19 protein-coding genes and 1 riboswitch are annotated in these 19,267 nt (G+C 72.8%); of the genes, 9 read left to right on the forward strand and 10 right to left on the reverse strand.

Going from position 1 to position 19,267, the window contains the following annotated elements; genetic code table 11:
* The first annotated feature begins 92 nt into the window (after positions 1–92).
* Positions 93–323, forward strand: coding sequence for a hypothetical protein (locus tag ACN28A_RS36835; RefSeq protein WP_421403468.1), 231 nt, complete (start codon positions 93–95; stop codon positions 321–323).
* A gap of 425 nt (positions 324–748) precedes the next feature.
* On the opposite strand, the gene hisG is transcribed toward ACN28A_RS36835, so the two are convergent.
* The 4 genes from hisG to ACN28A_RS36855 all read right to left on the reverse strand — a co-directional run bounded on the left by hisG (position 749) and on the right by ACN28A_RS36855 (position 4,020).
* Positions 749–1,594, reverse strand: coding sequence for an ATP phosphoribosyltransferase (gene hisG, locus ACN28A_RS36840; RefSeq protein ID WP_421403470.1), 846 nt, complete (start codon positions 1,592–1,594; stop codon positions 749–751).
* Between the two features lie 120 nt (positions 1,595–1,714).
* Positions 1,715–1,978 carry a phosphoribosyl-ATP diphosphatase gene (locus ACN28A_RS36845; protein ID WP_101366712.1) on the reverse strand — a complete coding sequence of 88 codons (264 nt, stop codon included), beginning with the start codon at positions 1,976–1,978 and terminating at the stop codon, positions 1,715–1,717.
* 204 nt (positions 1,979–2,182) lie between these two features.
* Complete coding sequence (locus ACN28A_RS36850; RefSeq protein WP_421403473.1) at positions 2,183–3,400, reverse strand: GerMN domain-containing protein; 1,218 nt, start codon at positions 3,398–3,400, stop codon at positions 2,183–2,185.
* A gap of 98 nt (positions 3,401–3,498) precedes the next feature.
* The gene (locus tag ACN28A_RS36855; protein ID WP_421403475.1) at positions 3,499–4,020 is read right to left on the reverse strand and encodes a SigE family RNA polymerase sigma factor; all 522 of its coding nucleotides are present in this window, start codon (positions 4,018–4,020) and stop codon (positions 3,499–3,501) included.
* Positions 4,021–4,240: 220 nt separating this feature from the next.
* On the opposite strand from ACN28A_RS36855, the gene ACN28A_RS36860 reads away from it, so the two are divergent.
* From ACN28A_RS36860 to ACN28A_RS36895, 8 genes are all read left to right on the forward strand, one after another.
* On the forward strand, positions 4,241–5,098 hold the full coding sequence (locus ACN28A_RS36860) for an ABC transporter substrate-binding protein (RefSeq protein ID WP_421403477.1): 858 nt from the start codon (positions 4,241–4,243) through the stop codon (positions 5,096–5,098).
* Positions 5,095–5,940: an amino acid ABC transporter permease gene (locus tag ACN28A_RS36865; RefSeq protein ID WP_421403478.1), complete on the forward strand. Its 846-nt coding sequence runs from the start codon at positions 5,095–5,097 to the stop codon at positions 5,938–5,940. The genes ACN28A_RS36860 and ACN28A_RS36865 overlap by 4 nt, the downstream gene beginning before the upstream one ends.
* Positions 5,937–6,695: an amino acid ABC transporter ATP-binding protein gene (locus ACN28A_RS36870; RefSeq protein WP_421403480.1), complete on the forward strand. Its 759-nt coding sequence runs from the start codon at positions 5,937–5,939 to the stop codon at positions 6,693–6,695. Before ACN28A_RS36865 ends, ACN28A_RS36870 begins: the two co-directional genes overlap by 4 nt.
* Positions 6,696–6,980: 285 nt before the next feature.
* On the forward strand, positions 6,981–8,264 hold the full coding sequence (locus ACN28A_RS36875; protein WP_421403482.1) for a glycosyltransferase: 1,284 nt from the start codon (positions 6,981–6,983) through the stop codon (positions 8,262–8,264).
* A complete protein-coding gene (locus ACN28A_RS36880) occupies positions 8,261–9,925 on the forward strand; it encodes an ArnT family glycosyltransferase (protein ID WP_421403484.1) in 1,665 nt (554 codons plus the stop codon). Before ACN28A_RS36875 ends, ACN28A_RS36880 begins: the two co-directional genes overlap by 4 nt.
* Positions 9,918–11,078 (forward strand): glycosyltransferase, encoded by a 1,161-nt coding sequence (locus ACN28A_RS36885; protein ID WP_421403486.1) that lies wholly within the window; start codon positions 9,918–9,920, stop codon positions 11,076–11,078. Before ACN28A_RS36880 ends, ACN28A_RS36885 begins: the two co-directional genes overlap by 8 nt.
* Positions 11,075–13,153, forward strand: a complete 2,079-nt coding sequence (locus ACN28A_RS36890) for a galactose oxidase-like domain-containing protein (protein ID WP_421403488.1) — start codon at positions 11,075–11,077, stop codon at positions 13,151–13,153. The genes ACN28A_RS36885 and ACN28A_RS36890 overlap by 4 nt, the downstream gene beginning before the upstream one ends.
* Complete coding sequence (locus tag ACN28A_RS36895) at positions 13,150–13,584, forward strand: hypothetical protein (RefSeq protein WP_421403490.1); 435 nt, start codon at positions 13,150–13,152, stop codon at positions 13,582–13,584. Before ACN28A_RS36890 ends, ACN28A_RS36895 begins: the two co-directional genes overlap by 4 nt.
* 88 nt (positions 13,585–13,672) lie before the next feature.
* Here the strand turns inward: ACN28A_RS36895 and ribH are convergent, their stop codons facing one another.
* The 6 genes from ribH to rpe all read right to left on the reverse strand — a co-directional run bounded on the left by ribH (position 13,673) and on the right by rpe (position 19,245).
* Positions 13,673–14,152 carry a 6,7-dimethyl-8-ribityllumazine synthase gene (gene ribH, locus ACN28A_RS36900; RefSeq protein ID WP_278066221.1) on the reverse strand — a complete coding sequence of 160 codons (480 nt, stop codon included), beginning with the start codon at positions 14,150–14,152 and terminating at the stop codon, positions 13,673–13,675.
* Positions 14,153–14,154: 2 nt separating this feature from the next.
* Positions 14,155–15,423, reverse strand: a complete 1,269-nt coding sequence (locus ACN28A_RS36905) for a bifunctional 3,4-dihydroxy-2-butanone-4-phosphate synthase/GTP cyclohydrolase II (RefSeq protein WP_421403492.1) — start codon at positions 15,421–15,423, stop codon at positions 14,155–14,157.
* Positions 15,420–16,049 carry a riboflavin synthase gene (locus ACN28A_RS36910; protein WP_421403494.1) on the reverse strand — a complete coding sequence of 210 codons (630 nt, stop codon included), beginning with the start codon at positions 16,047–16,049 and terminating at the stop codon, positions 15,420–15,422. Before ACN28A_RS36910 ends, ACN28A_RS36905 begins: the two co-directional genes overlap by 4 nt.
* Before the next feature lie 2 nt (positions 16,050–16,051).
* Positions 16,052–17,113 (reverse strand): bifunctional diaminohydroxyphosphoribosylaminopyrimidine deaminase/5-amino-6-(5-phosphoribosylamino)uracil reductase RibD, encoded by a 1,062-nt coding sequence (gene ribD / locus ACN28A_RS36915; protein WP_421403496.1) that lies wholly within the window; start codon positions 17,111–17,113, stop codon positions 16,052–16,054.
* Positions 17,114–17,280: 167 nt separating this feature from the next.
* Positions 17,281–17,453: riboswitch (FMN riboswitch) on the reverse strand.
* A gap of 81 nt (positions 17,454–17,534) precedes the next feature.
* Positions 17,535–18,542, reverse strand: coding sequence for a GGDEF domain-containing response regulator (locus ACN28A_RS36920; protein WP_421403498.1), 1,008 nt, complete (start codon positions 18,540–18,542; stop codon positions 17,535–17,537).
* 22 nt (positions 18,543–18,564) lie between these two features.
* On the reverse strand, positions 18,565–19,245 hold the full coding sequence (gene rpe / locus ACN28A_RS36925) for a ribulose-phosphate 3-epimerase (protein WP_421403500.1): 681 nt from the start codon (positions 19,243–19,245) through the stop codon (positions 18,565–18,567).
* Between the last annotated feature and the right edge of the window lie 22 nt (positions 19,246–19,267).

The raw sequence follows: 19,267 nt of genomic DNA on the forward strand, positions 1-19,267 counted from the left end.
GTTGAGGCAGCCGCGCGGCGGATGTGCCGCCCAGATCGTGCTCGACGGGGGCGGTTCCACTCGGACGCGGACCAGAATACGAAGGGGACAGAATGAAGGTACGGGAAGACTTCGACGCCGTCGTCCGGGATCTGTCCGGCCTGGACCTGACCGGGTTCCAGATCGATCCGCAGCGGCCGGAGCTGACGCTGAGCACGCTCTCCATGTCGCCGGGAGTAACCCTGGTGGATCCGTCGCTGACCACGAAGAGCTGCACCCTGGCCTGTGGCGGTCAGGGCTGCAACTGCGTCTGTGACTCCGTCTGCCATGTCCACGAAGGCTGAGTTCAGGCATCGGGACCACTGGTTGACCGCTCGCCCGGCCGGTACCGAGGGCTGCCTGCGCGGCCGGGGTGCGGCGTGGACGGCGGAACCCGACCTGGCGGTCCAGCTCACCGCCTGACCGGCTGGCGTCGCCTCGGGGCCCTCGCCTGGGCCGCGCGGCGGCGGGAAACGCGGGTACGGGACGCGCGGGCCGGCCTCCGGGGATGTGGAGTGTGCCGCCCTGACGTGGAGGCCGGCATCCGCGGTGCGGGCACCGCGGTCGCGGTGCGACATCGCGGCCTCGGGACCCGATTCCGGGCACCGCACGTGTCGGTGCCGATGCGGGCCACGGCCACCGTCCGGCAACCCTTCGGGCAGACGCCACGAGGGCGAAGGGCAGCCGGACGGTGGCGCTGGCTACGCCGCCCCGGGCCGGGCGAGCGGCGTCAGAGCCGGCAGGCGTGGATGTCGGTGACCAGGATCGCCCGGGCGCCGACCTCGTACAGCTCGTCCATGATCCGGTGTACGTCCCGGCGCAGCACCATCGCCTGGACCGCCACCCAGCCCTCCCGGTGCAGCGGCGAGATGGTCGGCGACTCGATCCCCGGGGTGAGCGCGGTGGCCTTCTCCAGCAGGTCGGCCCGGACGTCGTAGGCGAGCATCACGTACCGCCGGGCGACGAGCACCCCGTGCAGGCGCCGGACGAGCTGGTCCACCTGCCCGTTGGCCGGTGCACCGCTGCGGCGTACCAGTACGGCCGACGAGCGCAGGATCGGCTCGCCGATGATCACCAGACCGGCCTGCCGCAGCGTGGCACCCGTCTCCACCACGTCCGCCACCACGTCGGCCACGCCGAGGCGTACGGCGTTCTCGACCGCGCCGTCGAGCCGGATCACCGTCGCGGCGACCCCGTGCTCGGCGAGGTATCCCTCGACCACCCCGGGATAGGCGGTGGCGATGCGCCGGCCGGCGATCTGGTCGACCGTGGCGACGGTCTCCGGCCGGGCGGCTAACCGGAAGGTCGCCGCGCCGAAGTCGAGGTCGAGCATCTCCTCGGCCGGACTGGCCGAGTCGACCAGCAGGTCCCGGCCGGTGATGCCGAGATCGAGGTCGCCGGAGCCGACGTAGGTGGCGATGTCCTTGGGGCGCAGGTAGAAGAACTCGACGTCGTTGGCCTCGTCGCGGCAGATCAGGTCGCGGTCGTCGGCGCGTTGGCGGTAGCCCGCCTCGCGCAGCATCTGGGCGGCGGGCCCGGACAGGGTGCCCTTGTTGGGAATGGCGATGCGCAGCATCGGAGGTGCTCCTCGCAGGTCAGGGATCGAGATCGGGATCGGGCTGACGGACGCGTCCCGGCGGGTCGACGGGCCGGCGGCTGCGGCGGGGTCGACCGGTCGGGGGTACGCGGCGGGGCACTACAGATGTCGGTAGACGTCCTTGAGTTCCAGGCCGGTGGCGAGCATCAGCACCTGCGCCTGGTAGAGCAACTGGGAGATTTCCTCGGCGGCCCGTTCCGGGCCCTCGTGCTCGGCTGCCATCCACGCCTCGGCCGCCTCCTCGACGACCTTCTTGCCGATCGCGTGCACGCCGCGCTCCAGCGCGGCCACCGTCGCCGAGCCGGGGGTGCCGGCCGCGGCCTTGGCCTGCAGCTCGGCGAACAGCTCCTCGAACGTCTTCACGGCATCCGATTCTGGCAGCCTGCCGATCCGGTGCCGGCCGCCGGGTCGGTCGGCGGCCCACCAGGTGGACCGCCGACCGTCCGGAGGCACCGCCGGACGTAGCCGTGCGTCGACCGCCGGACGCGGTCGCTCAGCACACCACCCGCGCGGCTGTTCAGCGCACCGCCGGGCGCGGCTGATCAGCGCACCGCCGGGCGCGGCTGATCAGCGCACCGTCACGGTGTGGTCGTCGAGGAACTGCTCGGTCCCGTCGGCAAGCGAGATCGCGTACCCGGTCAGGGTGTACCGGCCGGGCGGCAGCGTGACGGTGATCTTCGCCTCCCCCTGCGCCGGCCCGGCCGCGGAGAGCGTGACGAACTGGTCGCGGACGATCCGGGACCCGCGCTGGATCCGGAGCTGGGCGGTCGCCTCCGGCAGTATTCCGGCGAGGTGCACCTGGAAGCTCCGGCCGACCGCGTCGCCGTGCTGTGGCGCGATCAGCCAGACCGGGGCGAGCACCTCCGTCGCCGGAGCCCGGCGCAGCACCCCGGCGATGTCGACCCCGCCCCAGAGCCGGTCGGTTGCTGTCCCGTCGAGCCGCAGCCGCAGCCCGGTGACGCCGGGCGCCGCGGTGACGGTCCAGACCAGTTGCTGCACGGCCAGCCGTGCGGTGACCTCGTCGATGTCGTCGACGTCGCGGGCCGCTCCGCCGAGGTCGACGGTGGCGACACCGTCGGCGACGGTCACCGCCCGCAGTTCCGTACCCTCCGGCCACGGGTTGCGGTAGTCCGGGTCCATCCCGAGCGGCCCGTCCAGCAGGTTCCGCAACGCGGCGGTGATCCGGTCCCGGGCCGAGCCGTCGTGCAGCCAGAGCCGGTGGAACTCCCGGTAGAGCCGGGGACGGGCCGGGTCGCCGCCGAGGTAGTAGACCGGTAGGGCGGTGGTGCTGCTGCCGGGTGCCGGGGTACCCGTGTCGGCTCCGGCCGACGGGGCGACCGCGCCGTCCGGCGGGGTCGGGCCGGGGTGCGGATCGCCCGGCGACGGTGCCACGGAGACCGGCGGCGACGCGCCGACCGCGCCGGTGGACGGCTGGGCCCGGTCCGAGGCGGTCGGCAGCACCGTGCCGGCGAGCCCGACGACCACCGCCGCGACGCTCAGCGTGGCGACCGTCACCGCGCCGGCCGCCAGGGGCGACCAGCCACCCCAGCGGCGTCGGGAAGGCGACCACTCCGGCCGGCGCCACCGGCCCGGCCAGGGCCGGCGGCGCCGGGCACCGCCGTCGCCGGCCCGGATCCGCTGCCGGATGCCGGCCAGCGCGTCCGGCGCCGGCTCGATCCGGTCGGCCTCGGCCGCGAGTACCCGGCGCAGCATCTCCTCGTCCCCCGGCCCCGGCTCCGCCGGCACCCGATCCCCTGGCACCGCCGGCCCCGGCTCCCCTGGCACCGGCGCTCCCGGCACCCCCGCTACCCGCGCTCGCGGCACCGCCGTGGACGGCGGTTCCGGCGGTCCGTCCGGCGAGCTGCCGGGCCGGTGCTGTTCGGTCATCGTTCCGCCCCCAGACTCTGTTTCAGCGCGGCCAGCCCTCGGAAGGTGTGGCTCTTCACCGCGCCCCGGCTGACACCCATCAGGTCGGCCGTCTCGGCCTCGGAGAGGTCGAGGTAGTAGCGCAGCACCAACGCCTCCCGCTGCCGGGGCGGCAGGGCACGCAGCGCGGCCATCACCGTGTCGTGCCGGAGCAGGTCGAGGGCTCCGGCCTCGGCGCTCGGCGCGCTCGCCAGCGGCCCGGCTCCGGCCAGGTACGCCGTCACCACCCGACGGTGCCGCAGTGCCGAGCGGCAGCGGTTCAGCACACTGGTCCGCAGGTAGCCGAGCGCCCGGTCGGCGTCCCGCAGCCGGGACCAGTGCCCGTGCAGGGCGACGTAGCCGTCCTGCACGATCTCCTCGGCCGCGCCCCGGTCGTGCAGGAGCAGCGTGGCGAGTCGTACCAGCGGGCGGTAGTGGGCGGCGTAGAGGCTGGTGATCGCCTCGTCGGCCGACCACTGTGCTGGTCCCGGTCGTGTCATGGTCCTCCCGCCGGGCGGGTCGGAGACCAGTCGGGTCGTCACGACCGCATGACGCGCGACGGCCGGTTCCGGTTTACCCGGCACGCCAGCTTCCGGTCTACCCGGCGGGCCCGGCCGGCACCAGTCGACAGGCCGCAGACCCACCCGACCGGCTGACATCCGGACCGGATCGAGAGAGACGTCTATGGGTACGCGTCGACGTGTGCCTATGCTGTCGGCCATGGCTCGCCGATCTCTGCCGGTCGCGCTTCCGACCGCTCTCATCGTTTTCGCGGCCCTCGCCGGCTGCGCGCCCCAGAACCAACCCGCGCCCGGTCCACCGCAGTCCACCTGCACCAAGGCCGAGCTGAAGACCCGTACCCCGGGAAAGTTGACAGTCGCCACCGACGATCCCGCGTACGCGCCCTGGTTCGCCGACAACCTGCCGGCCAACGGCAAGGGCTTCGAGTCCGCGGTCGCGTACGAGGTCGCCCAGCAGCTCGGCTACGCCCGGATCGACGTGCAGTGGGTACGCGTCAAGTTCGAGACGGCGATCGCGCCGGGGCCGAAGGAGTTCGACTTCGACATCAACCAGTTCTCCATCACCGACGAGCGCAAGCAGGCGGTCGACATGACCTCGCCGTACTACCTGGTCCGGCAGGCCGTCGTCGCCGGCAAGGGCTCGAAGATCGCCGGCAGGTCGCGGCTGGCCGACCTCCAGGGCGCCAAGCTCGGCGCGCAGGTGGGCACCACCAGCTACCAGGCGATCACCGACGTGGTCAAGCCGACGGTCAAGCCGCAGGTCTACAACACCAACGAGGACGCCAAGAAGGCGCTGCAGAACGGCCAGCTCGACGGCATCGTGGTGGACCTGCCGACCGCCTTCCAGATCACCTCGGCCGAGATCAAGGACGCCACGATCGTCGGGCAACTGCCGCAGGTCGGCGTGCCGGAGACCTTCGGCCTGCTGCTGGACAAGGGCTCGCCGCTCACCGGCTGCGTCAGCGGCGCGATCGACGCGCTGCGCGGCAGCGGCAAGCTGGAGGAACTGGAGAAGACCTGGCTCTCCGAGGTGGTCGACGTACCCGACATCACGTGAGCCTGCTCGACCACCACCCCTCACCGATCGCCCGCCAGCGGACCGCCTACCGGAAACGGCAGACGGTCCGCTCGGTGCTGGTGGCCGCCGCCTCGACCGGGGTCCTCGGCACCCTGCTGGTGCTCGCGGTCACCGGCTCGCCCGGCTGGGAGCGGGTCCGCCGGTCCTTCCTCGACCCGCGGATCGGCCGGGAGGCACTGCCGGAGGTCCTCACCGGGCTCTGGCTCAACGTCCGGCTGCTCTTCTTCTGCGCACTCGGCGCGCTCGCCCTCGGCCTGCTGGTCGCGGTGCTGCGCACCCTGCGCGGTCCGGTCTTCTTCCCGGTCCGGGCGCTGGCCGCCGGCTACACCTACACGTTCCGCGGGCTGCCGCTGATCATCGTGATCTACGTGCTCACCCTCGGCGTCCCCGGCCTGCGGTTGCAGGGGATGCCGTCGGTCCTGGTGCTCGGCGGGGCCGCCCTGGTCCTCACCTACGCCGGCTACCTGGCCGAGGTGTTCCGGGCCGGCATCGAGTCGGTCCATCCGAGCCAGCTCGCCGCCGCCCGGTCGCTCGGGCTCACCCACCGGCAGACGATGCGGCACGTGGTGCTGCCGCAGGCGGTCCGCCGGGTCGCCCCGCCGCTGCTCAACGACGTGGTCGCGTTGCAGAAGGACGTCGGGCTGGTCTCGCTGGCCGGTCCGATCGACGCGGTACGGGCCGCCCAGATCGCCACCGCCGAGACCTTCAACTACACGCCGTACATTGTGGCGGGGGTGCTCTTCGTGCTGCTCGCCGTACCACTGATCGCGGTCACCGACTGGGTGACCCTGCGCGCAGCCCGCCGGCAGGCCGCCCGGTGAGCGCGCCCGTGCTGCGCTGCCGGGGGCTGCGCAAGGTCTTCGGCGGCCACGTCGTGCTCGACGACCTCGACCTGGCGGTGGCCGAGCACGAGGTGGTGGCGTTGATCGGTGCCTCCGGCTCCGGCAAGTCGACCCTGCTGCGCTGCGTGAACCTGCTGGAGGAGATCGACGACGGCACGATCCACCTGGACGGCGAGCACATCACCGACCCGCGTACCGACCCCGACCTGGTGCGTCGACGGATCGGGATCGTCTTCCAGGCGTACAACCTCTTCCCGCACCTGCGGGTGCTGGACAACATCACGCTGGCGCCGGTCCGCGTACACCGGCGGGACCGGGCCGAGGCCGAGACGCAGGCCCGGGAGCTGCTGGCCCGGGTCGGCCTGGCCGACCAGGCCGGCGCCTATCCCGACCGGCTCTCCGGCGGCCAGCAGCAGCGGGTGGCGATCGTCCGGGCCCTGGTCAACTCGCCCCGGCTGCTGCTGCTCGACGAGGTGACCTCGGCACTGGACCCGGAACTCGTCGGCGAGGTGTTGACGATGATCCGGGACCTGAAGGCGGACGGCATGACGATGGTGCTGGCCACCCACGAGATGGGGTTCGCCCGCGAGGTCGCCGACCGGGTCTGCTTCCTGGACGGCGGCCGGGTGGTCGAGGAGGGGCCGCCGGAGCGGGTACTCGGCGAGCCGACCCAGCCGCGTACCCGGCAGTTCCTCCGCCGGATCATCGAGGCGGGCCGGCTCCAGGTCGGCTGAGGCACCGGAATTGCACCCACGACAAATGGAAATTCCAGCGACCGCGCCGGTGCACCGTTCGGCCAGACTCCCGTTCGGATGATTATTCCGACAGTTTCGCCGGTCGGGTAATTGCTCCTCGACGGAAGTACGGGTAGCCGGCCACCTCGCCTGACAGATACCCGCCAACCCCGGCCGCTACCGGCCGGAAACAATTGACGCGCACCCCGGACTACCGTTCCATCGTCGCCAGGAGCCTTTGCCAAGAATTGCCGCTCCATCGGCCCACCGCAGAAGGGGTCCCTGGTGGCACTTGTCATCGTAGTCATATCAACAATTCTATTCGCCTTCGCCTCGGTCACGTTGTGGTGGACGATGCACGCCTGGCGGACACCCGAAACCCTGGCCGCGACCCGTTTCGCGGCACCGGACGGCACGCACAGGCTGTCCTTCTCGCTGCTCCTGCCGGCCCGGCACGAGCAGCGGGTGCTGGAGCACACGGTGCTGCGGCTGATGCGGTCGACGCACACCAGGTTCGAAATCATCATCGTGGTGGGGCACGACGACCCGGAGACGGCCGCCGTGGCGCACCGGCTCGCCGAGATCCACCGGCACCGGGTCCGGGTGGTCGTGGACACCAACCCGGTGAAGAACAAGCCACGGGCGTTGAACACGGCCCTGCCGTACTGCCGGGGCCTGGTGATCGGGGTCTTCGACGCCGAGGACCAGGTGCACCCGGACCTGCTGGAGTACGTCGACCACGCCTTCCGGGCCACCGGCGCCGACGTCGTACAGGGCGGCGTACAGCTGATCAACTTCCATTCCAGCTGGTACAGCCTGCACAACTGCCTGGAGTACTTCTTCTGGTTCCGCAGCCGGCTGCACCTGCACGCGGACAAGGGGTTCATCCCGCTCGGCGGCAACACGGTCTTCGTCCGTGCCGCGGCGCTGCGGGCGGTCGGCAGCTGGGACGGCAACTGCCTCGCCGAGGACTGCGACCTCGGCGTACGGCTCTCCAGCCGGGGCGCGAAGGTCGTCGTGGCGTACGACTCCACACTCGTCACCCGGGAGGAGACGCCGGCCTCGCTGGCCGCCCTGGTCAGGCAGCGGACCCGGTGGAACCAGGGCTTCCTCCAGGTGTTGGGCAAGGGCGACTGGCGCCGGCTGCCCTCGTTCTGGCAGCGGATGCTCGCCCGCTACACGCTCACCGCTCCCTTCGTGCAGGCGTTCTCCGGTGTGGTCGTGCCGTTGGGCATCGTCATCGCGGTCTTCTTCGACGTCGGGATCGGTGCCGCACTGGTGAGCTTCCTTCCGATCGCCCCGATGACCGCCACCCTGATGTTCCAGATCGTCGGGCTGCGCGACTTCGGCCGGCAGTATCAGCTCCGGATCAGGCCGATCGACTACCTGCGGCTGGTGCTCGGCGCCTTCCCGTACATGCTCGTGCTGGCGGTGGCCGCGGTCCGGGCCGTCTGGCGGGTCCTGCGCGGGCGGGACGACTGGGAACTGACCGCCCACGTCGGCGCCCACCTGCCCGACGCCCACCTGCCCGGCGCCGCGCCGGTGATCCGGGAGGGCAGCGTCGCATGACGAGGACCGCCGGCCCGCCGATCGACCCGCCGAGGCCCGCAGCCACCGAGGTACCGCCGCGGACCGGCGGACCCGGCCCGGCCGCCCGCCCGGAGGCCGGCCAACAGAGCCGCCGCGACCCCCGGAGCCGCCGAAGCCACCGCAGCCGTCCACGCCGACGGCCACATCCCGACGTCGCGCTGCTCGGCGCGCTGCTCGGCGTCGTGCTGACGGTCCAGGCGTGGAACATCGGCGGTTTCCCGATCGTCACCGACGACGAGGGGACCTACCTGGCCCAGGCCTGGGCGGTCCGGGAGGGGCTGGGGCTGGCCCACTACACCTACTGGTACGACCATCCCCCGCTCGGCTGGATCCAGCTCGCGGGGCTCTCCTGGCTGCCCGCGCTGCTGATGCCGGACCAGCTCGCCGTGGTCACCGGCCGGGTGGCGATGCTGCCGGTCACCGGTGCCAGCCTGGTGCTGGTCTACCTGCTCTGCCGGCGGCTCGGCCTGGCCCGGACGACCGGGGCGGTCGCGGTCCTCGGCTACGGGCTCTCGCCGCTCGCGGTGACCATGCAACGGCAGATCTACCTGGACAGTTTCGCGGTGGCCTGGATGCTCGGCGCCTTCGTGCTGGCCCTCTCCCCCCGCCGGCACCTCTGGCACCACGTCGCGGCGGGCGCCGCCGCCGGGGTCGCCGTGCTCTCCAAGGAGACGATCGTGATCGTGCTGCCGGCCCTCGTGGTGGCACTGTGCCGGGGCACCACGCCGGGCGGGGTGCGGCCGTTCTCCTTCGCCGGCTTCGGCACCGGCCTGCTGACGGTCGGCATCGGCTATCCGCTCTACGCCCTGCTGAAGAGCGAACTCCTGCCCGGCCCGGGACACGTCTCGCTGCTCGGCGCGCTGCGGTTCCAGTTGCAGGGCCGGGAGGGCTCCGGCAGCGTCTTCGCCACCGGCAGCAGCGCCCGGGAGGTGCTGGACTCGTGGCTCTTCTACGATCCGGTGCTGATCTACGCCGGGATCGTCGCCGGCCTGCTCGGTCTCGCCGTACGCCGACTCCGGCCGGTCGCGGTCGCGGTGACACTGCTGCTCGCGGTGGCACTGCGACCCGACGGATACCTGCCGGCCATGTACGTCGTCCAGGCGCTGCCGTTCCTGGCCGTCGCGGTCGCCGGACTGGCCGAGACCGGCACCCGCCGGCTGCTCGGCTGGCGGGACCGGGCCGGCCGGACCGAGCGGAGCCTGCGGGTCGGCGTGGTCCTCGCCGCCGTGGCCGTCGCGCTGGCGGTGGTGGCACCCCGGTGGTACGAGGGGAACCTGCGGGCGGTCACGGCCGAGGACAACGGCAGGTACGCCGCCGCGCTGGCCTGGCTGCGCACCGAGGTGCCGCAGCGGTCGGACCGGACGGTCGTCACCGACGACGTGCTCTGGCTGGACCTGCTCGACGCCGGCTACCGGCGGGACCGGGTGATCTGGTTCTACAAGCTGGACCTGGACCGGGAGGTGGCGGAGCGGCTGACGAACGGGTGGCGCGAGGTCGACCTGATCGTCTCCACCCCGCCGATGCGGGCCGACGACAACCCGCTGCCCACGGTGGACCTGCTGATGGCCAACTCCGCACCGCTGGTCACCTTCGGCACCGGCTCCGACCGCATCGAGATCCGGCAGGTACACCATGACTGACCGGGCCTCGCTCGTGGCCGGACCCGGACCGGCCGACCACCCGCCGTACGTGTCGGTGGTGATCCCGACCTACAACGAGCGGGACAACGTCGACGAGCTGCTGCGCCGGCTGGCCGAGGTGCTGGCGGGTACCGCAGCGGAGATCATCTTGGTGGACGACAGCACCGACGGCACCGCCGAGATGGTCGAGGCCGCCGCCCGGCGCTGTCCGGTGCCGGTCCTGGCGCACCACCGGGAGCAGCCGCTGGCCGGGCCCGGCGGCGCCGTGGTCGAGGGGATCCGGCTGGCCCAGGGCGCCTGGGTGGTGGTGATGGACGCGGACCTGCAACACCCGCCGCCGGTGCTGGCCGAGCTGGTCGCCGCCGGTGAACGGGACCGGGCCAGCCTGGTCGTCGCCAGCCGGTACGCCGACGGCGGCGGGCGGACCGGGCTGGCGGGCGCCTACCGGCGGGCGGTCTCCGCCGCCTCGACACTGCTGACCCGGCTGCTGTTCCGGCGGGACCTGGCCGGGGTCAGCGACCCGATGAGTGGCTTCTTCGCGTTCCGGGCCGCCCTGGTCGACCCGGACCAGCTCCAGCCCTCCGGCTACAAGATCCTGCTGGAACTTGTCGTCCGGACCAGGCCGGACCGGATCACCGAGGTGCCGTACACCTTCGCGGACCGGTTCGCCGGGAAGTCGAAGTCCTCGGTCCGGGAGGGCCTGCGCTTCCTGCGGCATCTTGCCGTACTGCGGCTGGGCCGCACCCGGGCGCGGATGCTCGGCTACGGCGTCATCGGCCTCTCCGGCGTACTGCCCAACCTGGTCACGCTCTGGCTGCTCTGCACCGGGCTGGGCGTGCACTACCTGCCGGCCGCGATCGTGGCGACCCAGGTCGCGATCGCCTGGAACTTCACCCTCACCGACCTGCTGCTCTTCCGCCGGTCGCCCCGCCGGCACGCGCTACCGGCCCGGCTCGGCCGCTTCGTCGCGCTCAACAACGCCGACCTGCTGGTCCGGATCCCCCTGCTCGCCGCACTCATCGACCTGCTGCACCTGAACGTGCTCGTCGCGAACCTGGCGACCCTGGTGGCCGCCTTCCTGGTCCGGTTCGTCGTGATCGACCGGGTCATCTACGTCCCCGCCCCCGAACCACCCGTAGCGGAGGCACCGTGAGCATCGACAGTGGGCGCCCGGCCCGACGCATCCTCGGGCAGCTTCTCGTCCTCGTCCTCCTCGGCGTGGTCGGCCTGGTCGGCACACCGGCCAGCGCCGCCGCCAACCTGCTGCACAATCCGAGCCTGGAGCAGCTCACCGCCGGCTTCCCGAGCTGTTGGGAGGCGTCCGGCTGGGGCGACCAGGAGTTCAGCTACACCGTCTCCGCCGACGCCCACCACGGCGACAACGCCATGCGGATCGGGATCACCTCGACCACCGGCCCCGGCGACCGCAAGATGATGATGCTGGAGACCTCTACCTGCGCCCCGCAGGTCACGCCGGAGCACCAGTACGACCTGTCGGCGTGGTACAGGTCGTCGACCCCGGCCGCCGCGGTCACCGTCTTCCGGCACGACACCACCCTCGGCTGGCAGTACTGGCTGGACCTGGCCACCCTGCCGGTCGCCGGCGAGTGGACCGAGACGGTCGTGCGGACCCCGCCGGTGCCGGCCGGCACCGACCAGCTCAGCTGGGGGCTGAGCATCTACGGCGTGGGGTGGCTGCTCACCGACGACTACTCGATGGTCGACGCCACCGTCGGCGGTCCCGGCGGGACCTGCACCGACCCGGAGGCGTGCGAGAAGGGGGAATGGCGGGTTCTGCCGTACGCCTCGCCGGTGCGCGCCATCCACTCGGTGGTACTGCACAACGGCCGGGTGCTGCTGATCGCCGGCTCCGGCAACGACCCGGACCACTTCGCGGCCGGCAGCTTCAGCACCGCGCTCTACGACCCGGTGACCGGCGGGTTCGACAGCGTGCCCACCCCGGCCGACCTGTTCTGCGCCGGGCACGTCCAGCTCGCCGACGGCCGGGTGCTGGTGATGGGCGGCAACAAGGACTATCCGAGCGCCGGTGGCACCGTCGGCTACCGGGGGCTGCCCGACTCGTACCTGTTCGACCCGGCGACCGGCTCCTACACCCGCACCAACGACCTGGCGGCCGGGCACTGGTACCCGTCGGCGACCCTGCTCGGCAACGGCGACGTACTCTCCCTCGGCGGCCTCGGCGAGGACGCGAACGGCACGGTCGCCGCCGAGTACTACGACGCCGAGCAGGAACGCTGGCTGCGGATCTGGGAGGCCAACCAGACCTGGTCGTTCTGGGGCCTCTATCCGGCGATGGTGCTGATGCAGGACGGCCGGCTCTTCTACACCGGCAGCCACGTCTTCGGCAACGGGCTGCCCGGCACCGGCGCCTCGATCTTCGACTACCACACCGGCACCATCACCGACGTGCCCGGCCTGCGCCGCAAGGACGAGCGGGACCAGTCCGCGAGCGTGCTCCTGCCGCCGGCCCAGGACCAGCGGGTGGCGACCTTCGGCGGCGGCAACATCGAGACCAACCCGGACGCGCACCGGCTCACCGACATCGTCGACCTGAAGCAGACCGACCCGGCGTACCTGCCCGGCCCCGACCTGCCCGCCGGCACGCTCAGCGGCGGCGTCCCGCAGACCGGCACCCAGGGCAAGATGTACGTCTCGGCGGTGCTGCTGCCCGACGGTACGGTCTTCGAGACCGGCGGCGCGCTGCACAACCGGGCCGACCCGGTGCACGAGGCGTCCGTGTTCGACCCGCAGGCCGGCACCTTCACCCCGATGGCCGCCGACCCGGTGCCCCGCGGTTACCACTCCGCCGCGTTCCTGCTGCCCGACGGCCGGGTGATGGCGGTCGGGGACAACCCCGGGAACGGCAGCTTCGACATGCGGATCTCGATCTACTCGCCGACCTACCTGTTCAAGGGGCCCCGGCCGCGGATCACCTCGGTGGCGCGGACCGACTGGAGCTACGGCAGCACCCAGCAGGTAGTCGTCGACTCTCCGGTGACCCGGGCGTCGCTGATCCGACCGGCGGCGGTCACCCACTCGTCCGACCCGAACCAGCGCTTCGTGGAGTTGCCCATGTCGGTGCAGGGAGACGTGATCGGCCTGAACGTGACAAGCAATCCGAACATCGCGCCGCCCGGCTGGTACATGCTCTTCGTGCACAACGCCGCCGGAGTGCCGTCGCTGGCCCGCTGGGTGAGGCTCGGATGAGCCGCCGGAGGAGCCGGTTCACGGCCGCCGCCCTGGTCGGGCTGGCCGCCGCGGCGCTGCTGGTCGGCTGGCGGACCGGCAGCACCGCCGCCGGACCCGCGACGATCCGACCCGGCGGCGCTGTCGAGGCGTCCCCCGCCACACCGCCGCCCCGGATCCACCCCTTCGCCCGGCAGCCGCACCGGAAGCCGCGCCCGGCACTGCCGTCCCCGACCGCGCCGCCGGTCGTCGCGGAGGGGTTCGACGGCTGTGACCACGGCTACGGCGAGGACGCCGAGGTCTGTGTGCCCTGGCGGTTCCCGCCCGGTGTCCGGGACCGCTGCCGCTGGTTGTCGGCCCGGGACTATCCGCCGCTGCGGGTCGTCAGGGCCCGGGACCGGCACGGGCTGGACCGCAACCGGGACGGTGTCGCGTGCGGCCGGGGAGACTGACCGACCGGCCGCCACGGCCGGGGAGACCGAACGGCCCAGCCGGCTACGGCTGGTGAGACCGACCTACCGGCCGGCTACGGGCGGGCGGCTACGGGCGGGCGGCGATGTCCCGGATCGCCACTGCCGCCTCCAGGGCGGCGGTGGTGGCCGCCCAGCCCTTGTCCTCGGCCGAGCCGGGCAGCCCGGCCCGGTCCCGGGCCTGCCCGAGGTCGTTCACCGTCAGCACGCCGTGCGCCACCGGCCGCCCGCTGTCCAGCGCCACCCGGGTCAGCCCCTCGGTCACCGACTGGCAGACGTAGTCGAAGTGCGCGGTGGCACCCCGGATCACCACGCCGAGCGCCACCACGGCGTCGCAGCGCCGGGCCAGCGCCTGGGCCACCACCGGCAGCTCCACCGAGCCGGCCACCCGGACCACGAGTACGTCGTCCACCCCGCACGCCTTCGCCGCGGTGACCGCCCGGTCGACCATGTGGTCGGTGAGTTCGCCGTGCCAGCGCGCGGCCACCACCCCCACGGTCAGCCCGGACGCGTCCACAGTCGACAGTTCCGGCTCGCCGAAGCCCGCCATCGTCACGCCAACCTTTCCGTCATCTTCGCGAGTTCCGCCAGCTCCCCGGCGTCGGCCGGGGCCTCCAGCCCGTCCAGCAGGTGCCCCATCCGGTCCCGCTTGGTGCGCAGGTAGCGCACGTTCTCCTCGGTGGCCCGGACCGGCATCGCCTCCCGGCCGACCACGGTCAGCCCGTACCCCTCCAGGCCGGCCCGCTTGGCCGGGTTGTTCGTCAGCAGCCGCATCGAACGGACCCCGAGGTCGTAGAGGATCTGCGCCCCGGTGCCGTAGTCGCGGGCGTCGGCCGGCAACCCGAGGTCCAGGTTGGCGTCGACGGTGTCCAGGCCGCGGTCCTGCAACTGGTACGCCTGGAGCTTGTGCAGCAGCCCGATCCCGCGCCCCTCGTGGCCGCGCATGTAGAGGACCACGCCCCGCCCCTCGGCGGCGACCCGGGCCAGCGCGGCGTCGAGCTGGGGGCCGCAGTCGCAGCGCAGCGAGCCGAAGACGTCTCCGGTCAGGCACTCGGAGTGCACGCGTACCAGCACGTCCCGGCCGTCGCCGAGGTCGCCGTAGACGAGTGCGATGTGCTCGGTGCCGTCCTGCCGGGCCCGGTAGCCGACCGCCCGGAACTCCCCGTACCCGAGCGGCAGCCGGGTCTGCACGACCTGCTCGACGTCGGTCTCGGTACGCCGCCGGTAGGCGATCAGGTCGGCGATGGTGATCAGCGTGATGCCGTGCTCGGCGGCGAACTTCGCCAGGTCGGGCAGGCGCATCATGGTGCCGTCGTCGTTCACCAGCTCGCAGAGCACCCCGGCGGGGCGGAGCCCGGCGAGCCGGGCGAGGTCGACGGCCGCCTCGGTGTGCCCGGGACGGCGCAGTACCCCGCCGGTCTTGGCCCGCAGCGGCACCACGTGCCCCGGCCGGCTCAGCTCGGTGGCGTCGGTGGCCGGGTCGGCGAGCAGCCGGATGGTGTGCGCCCGGTCGGCGGCCGAGATGCCGGTGCTGACCCCCTCCCGCGCGTCCACGGTCACCGTGTACGCCGTACCCCGCTTGTCCTGGTTGGTGTGGTACATCGGCGGCAGTTCGAGGCGGTCGCAGTCCTCCTCGGTCAGCGGCGCGCAGATGTAGCCGGAGGTGTAGCGGACCATGAACGCGACGAGTTCCGGGGTGGCCCGGTCGGCGGCGAAGATCAGGTCGCCCTCGTTCTCCCGGTCCTCGTCGTCGACCACGACGACCGGCCGGCCGGCCGCGATCTGCGCCAGCGCCTCCTCGACGGTGCCGAATCCGGTCATGCCACTGCCTCCAGTCCGTCGACCGGCAGCCGTCCACCGGTCGTCAGCAGTCGTTCGACGTACTTGGCGAGGACGTCGACCTCCAGGTTGACCGGCTCGCCGACACCCTTGCGGCCCAGCGTGGTGGCGGCCAGCGTGGTCGGGATCAGCCCTACCGAGAAGGTCTGCGGGGTCAGCCCGGCCACGGTGAGCGACACCCCGTCGACGGTGATCGAGCCCTTCTCCACCACATATCGGGCGAGGTCGGCGGGGAGGTCGAAGGTGACCGTCTCCCACTGCTCGGCCGGCTGCCGCGAGACGATCCCGGCGACCCCGTCGACGTGCCCCTGCACCAGGTGCCCGCCGAGCCGGCTGCCCAGCGTGGCGGCCCGCTCCAGGTTCACCGGGTCACCCGTGCGCAACGCCCCCAGCGCGGTACGCCGGAACGTCTCGCCCATCACGTCGGCGGTGAAGGTGTCGCCGTCCACCTCGACCACGGTCAGACAGACGCCGTTGACGGAGATCGAGTCGCCGTGCCGGGCGTCCGAGGTGACGACCGGGCCGCGGATCGCGACCACCGCCGAGTCGGCGCCGGTGTCGTCCCGCCGGACCAGCTCGCCCAACTCTTCCACGATGCCGGTGAACATCCTCAGCCCTCCGTCTTACGGGGAAACGCGGTGACCCGCAGATCGGGGCCGACCGGTGTGATATCGGTGAACTCCAGGTCGACGACCTCGGAGATGGAACGCGCGCCGACGTCGCCGAGCGCGGCCGGGCCGGCGCCGAGCAGCTTCGGGGCCAGGTAGCCGACCACCTTGTCGACCAGGCCGGCGGCGAGGAACGCGCCGGCCAGGGTCGGACCGCCCTCCAGCAGCGCCGCCCGGACGCCGCGCCGGTAGAGCTCGGCGAGCAGCCGGGGCAGGTCGACCTGCCCGTCCGGGCCGGTGCCGACCTCCTTCGCGGTCGCCACCCAGGTGGGCGCGGCGCCGTCCCGGACCCGGGCGTCGAGCGGGGTACGTCCGGCGCTGTCCACCACGACCCGCAGCGGCTGCCGGATGGCGAGGGAGCCGTCGCGCAGGTTCCGCACGGTCAGTCGCGGGTCGTCGGCGAGTGCCGTGCCGACCCCGACGATCACCGCGTCGACGGTGCCGCGCAGCGCGTGCACGTCGATCCGGGCCGCCTCGGAGGTGATCCACATGCTGGTGCCGTCCGCCGCCGCGATCCGACCGTCCAGGGTCGCCGCGTACTTCCAGATCAGGTACGGCCGGTTGCGGCGTACCGCGGTCAGCCAGGCCAGGTTGCCGGCCTCCGCCTCGGCGGCGCGTACCCCGACCTCGACCTCGACCCCGGCGGCGCGCAGCCGCTCGATCCCGCCGGTGGCGACCGGGTTCGGATCGGGCACCCCGACCACCACCCGGCGGACCCCGGCCGAGATCAACGCCCCGCTGCACGGCCCGGTACGCCCGTGGTGGTCGCAGGGTTCCAGGGTGACCACGGCGGTGCCGCCCCGGGCCCGCTCGCCGGCCTGGGCCAGCGCGACGATCTCGGCGTGCGGACCGCCCGCGTAGGCGTGGAAGCCCTCGCCGACGACCTCGCCGTGCGGGTCGAGCAGGACGCAGCCGACCAGGGGATTCGGGCTCGTCGTGCCCAGACCACGGGCCGCCAGCGCGATGGCCCGGCGCATCGCCTCGTCGGCGGAGACGCCCCCCATGCCGTTTCCCTCTCCCTCGCCCGTCGTCGCCTGACGCGCGGGCGGGGCGTGGGAGGGGTGCCGGCCGGTGGCCGGGCGTGCGGCGGCGGAGCGTGGGGACGGCAGCGGCCGACCCCGGCGGACCACGGGTCGGCGCACACGCACCGGCCAGCGGACCCGTCCGTCCCGCGCGCTGTCTCCCATCCGGACTGTCTGGGCGCGGAAACTGCCCGCCCCCAACCGTCGGCCCCGGATTCTCACCAGGTCCACCGGGCGGCCGAGGCCGACCGGGTCGCGGGCTTACCGGGCTTGCGCCCGGATCACCGCCGGTTCGGAATTACACCGAGTCCCGCCAGCGCGTGGTGGGTACGGAACGAGTCTTACACGAATCCGGCGCCGTCGGGCCAGTGAGGCGACCGACCTCACAGCGGGGTGACCGCTGTCACTTCGCGCCGCGCCGCCGCTCCCCCGCGTCGGCAGCCGGTGCGCCCGGGGTACGGCGGCGGTCCATCGCCACGTACGACCCGGGCTGGCTCTTGGCCACCGTCTTCATCTCGGAGGCCGCCGCGATCACCTCCAGCGGGTCGGTGAACCGGCGATCCGGCACCGACAGCGAGACCCCGATGGAGAGGGTCACCAGGTGGGCCCGCTGGATGTTGCCGCGCCGGTCCTTCAGCTCGACGTAGCCGCGCTTGGCGTCCTCCGGGTCGTAGAGTTCGTCGGCGGTCTTCTCGAAGTCGACGACGGCCCGTTCGGTGAGCGGGCGGACCTGCTCCGGAGCGCAGACGATCACGAAGTCGTCGCCGCCGATGTGCCCGAGGAAGGCCGGCGGCAGACCGACCGAGACCACCGCCCGGTGCAGGCTGCGGGCGAGCGCGCTGATGAACTCGTCGCCGCGCACGAAGCCGTACCTGTCGTTCACGCTCTTGAACCGGTCGATGTCGATGTAGCCGACCGCGTAGTCGACGCCGCTGCGTACCCGGTCGCCGATCTCCCGGCGGACCCGGGTGTTGCCGGGCAGGCCGGTGAGCGGGGAGACCTCGCGGAACTCCTTGTTGCGGCGCAGCGTGGAGCTGATCCGGGCGACGAGTTCGGCGGTGTCGAAGGGCTTGACCAGGTAGTCGTCGGCGCCGGCGGTGAGCCCGTTCACCTTGTCCACGGTCAGGCCCTTGGCGGTCAGCATGATCACCGGCAGTGCCGAGGTCATCGGGTTGGCCCGCAGCCGGCGGGTCAGCTCCAGCCCGTCGATCCGGGGCATCCGCAGGTCGACCACGGCCAGGTCGGGCCGGCGCTGCTCGATCACCTCCAGCGCCTCCTGGCCGTCGCTGGCCTGGGCCACCTCGAAGCCGTGCAGCCGCAGGTTGAACGAGACGAACCGGACGATGTCCTCGTCGTCGTCGACCACCAGGATCAGGTCGGGCCGCTCCTCGGCGGCCCCGTCGACGGTCATCCCCGCCCTCCGCTCCGCGCGGTCATGCCGACGGGACGGCGCGCTCGGCGAGCCGCCGCAGCTGGGTGACGGCGGCAGCCGGGTCGGCGGCGCCGTAGACGGCGGTCCCGGCGACGAAGGCGTCCGCACCGGCCGCCGCCGCCTGCTCGATGGTGTCGGCCGCGATCCCGCCGTCGACCTCGATCCGCAACTCGAGATGGCCGGCCGCGACGTGCCGGCGGGCGGTCCGGACCTTGTCGAGCAGGTCGGGGATGAACCGCTGCCCCCCGAAGCCCGCCTTGATAGTCATGATCAGCAATGTATCGAAGCTGGGCAACAGGTCAAGGTACGGTTCGATCGGAGTGTCCCGGTCGACCGCCAGCCCCGCCTTCGCCCCCGCCGAGCGGAGGTCCTTGGCCAGCGAGACCGGGTTGTCGCACGCCTCGGCATGGAACGTCACGTTGTACGCACCGGCGTCGGCGTAACTGGGCGCCCACCGCCGCGGATCGTCGATCATCAGGTGTACGTCGAACGGCAGCGCGGTCACGGCCAGCAGGCTCTGCACCACCGGCAGCCCGATGGTCAGGTTGGGCACGAAATGGTTGTCCATCACGTCCACGTGCAGCCAGTCCGCCGCGGACTCCACCGCCCGCACCTCGTCGGCGAGCCGGGCGAAGTCTGCGGCGAGGATGCTTGGCGCGACGATCGGCGCTGGTACGGTCACCGCGCCAGTGTACGAACGCCGG

It is taken from the genome of Plantactinospora sp. WMMB782 (genome assembly GCF_049179135.1).
Taxonomy (GTDB): Bacteria; Actinomycetota; Actinomycetes; order Mycobacteriales; family Micromonosporaceae; genus Plantactinospora.

Bases quoted from the DNA above. Each gene is read 5' to 3' on its own strand.
- ACN28A_RS36860 (WP_421403477.1), top strand. From the start codon at position 4,241: ATGGCTCGCCGATCTCTGCCGGTCGCGCTTCCGACCGCTCTCATCGTT.
- ACN28A_RS36885 (WP_421403486.1), top strand. From the start codon at position 9,918: ATGACTGACCGGGCCTCGCTCGTGGCCGGACCCGGACCGGCCGACCAC.
- ribH (WP_278066221.1), bottom strand. From the start codon at position 14,152: ATGGCGGGCTTCGGCGAGCCGGAACTGTCGACTGTGGACGCGTCCGGG.
- ACN28A_RS36905 (WP_421403492.1), bottom strand. From the start codon at position 15,423: ATGACCGGATTCGGCACCGTCGAGGAGGCGCTGGCGCAGATCGCGGCC.
- ACN28A_RS36910 (WP_421403494.1), bottom strand. From the start codon at position 16,049: ATGTTCACCGGCATCGTGGAAGAGTTGGGCGAGCTGGTCCGGCGGGAC.
- hisG (WP_421403470.1), bottom strand. From the start codon at position 1,594: ATGCTGCGCATCGCCATTCCCAACAAGGGCACCCTGTCCGGGCCCGCC.
- ACN28A_RS36835 (WP_421403468.1), top strand. From the start codon at position 93: ATGAAGGTACGGGAAGACTTCGACGCCGTCGTCCGGGATCTGTCCGGC.
- ACN28A_RS36920 (WP_421403498.1), bottom strand. From the start codon at position 18,542: ATGACCGTCGACGGGGCCGCCGAGGAGCGGCCCGACCTGATCCTGGTG.
- ACN28A_RS36880 (WP_421403484.1), top strand. From the start codon at position 8,261: ATGACGAGGACCGCCGGCCCGCCGATCGACCCGCCGAGGCCCGCAGCC.
- ACN28A_RS36895 (WP_421403490.1), top strand. From the start codon at position 13,150: ATGAGCCGCCGGAGGAGCCGGTTCACGGCCGCCGCCCTGGTCGGGCTG.
- ribD (WP_421403496.1), bottom strand. From the start codon at position 17,113: ATGGGGGGCGTCTCCGCCGACGAGGCGATGCGCCGGGCCATCGCGCTG.
- ACN28A_RS36855 (WP_421403475.1), bottom strand. From the start codon at position 4,020: ATGACACGACCGGGACCAGCACAGTGGTCGGCCGACGAGGCGATCACC.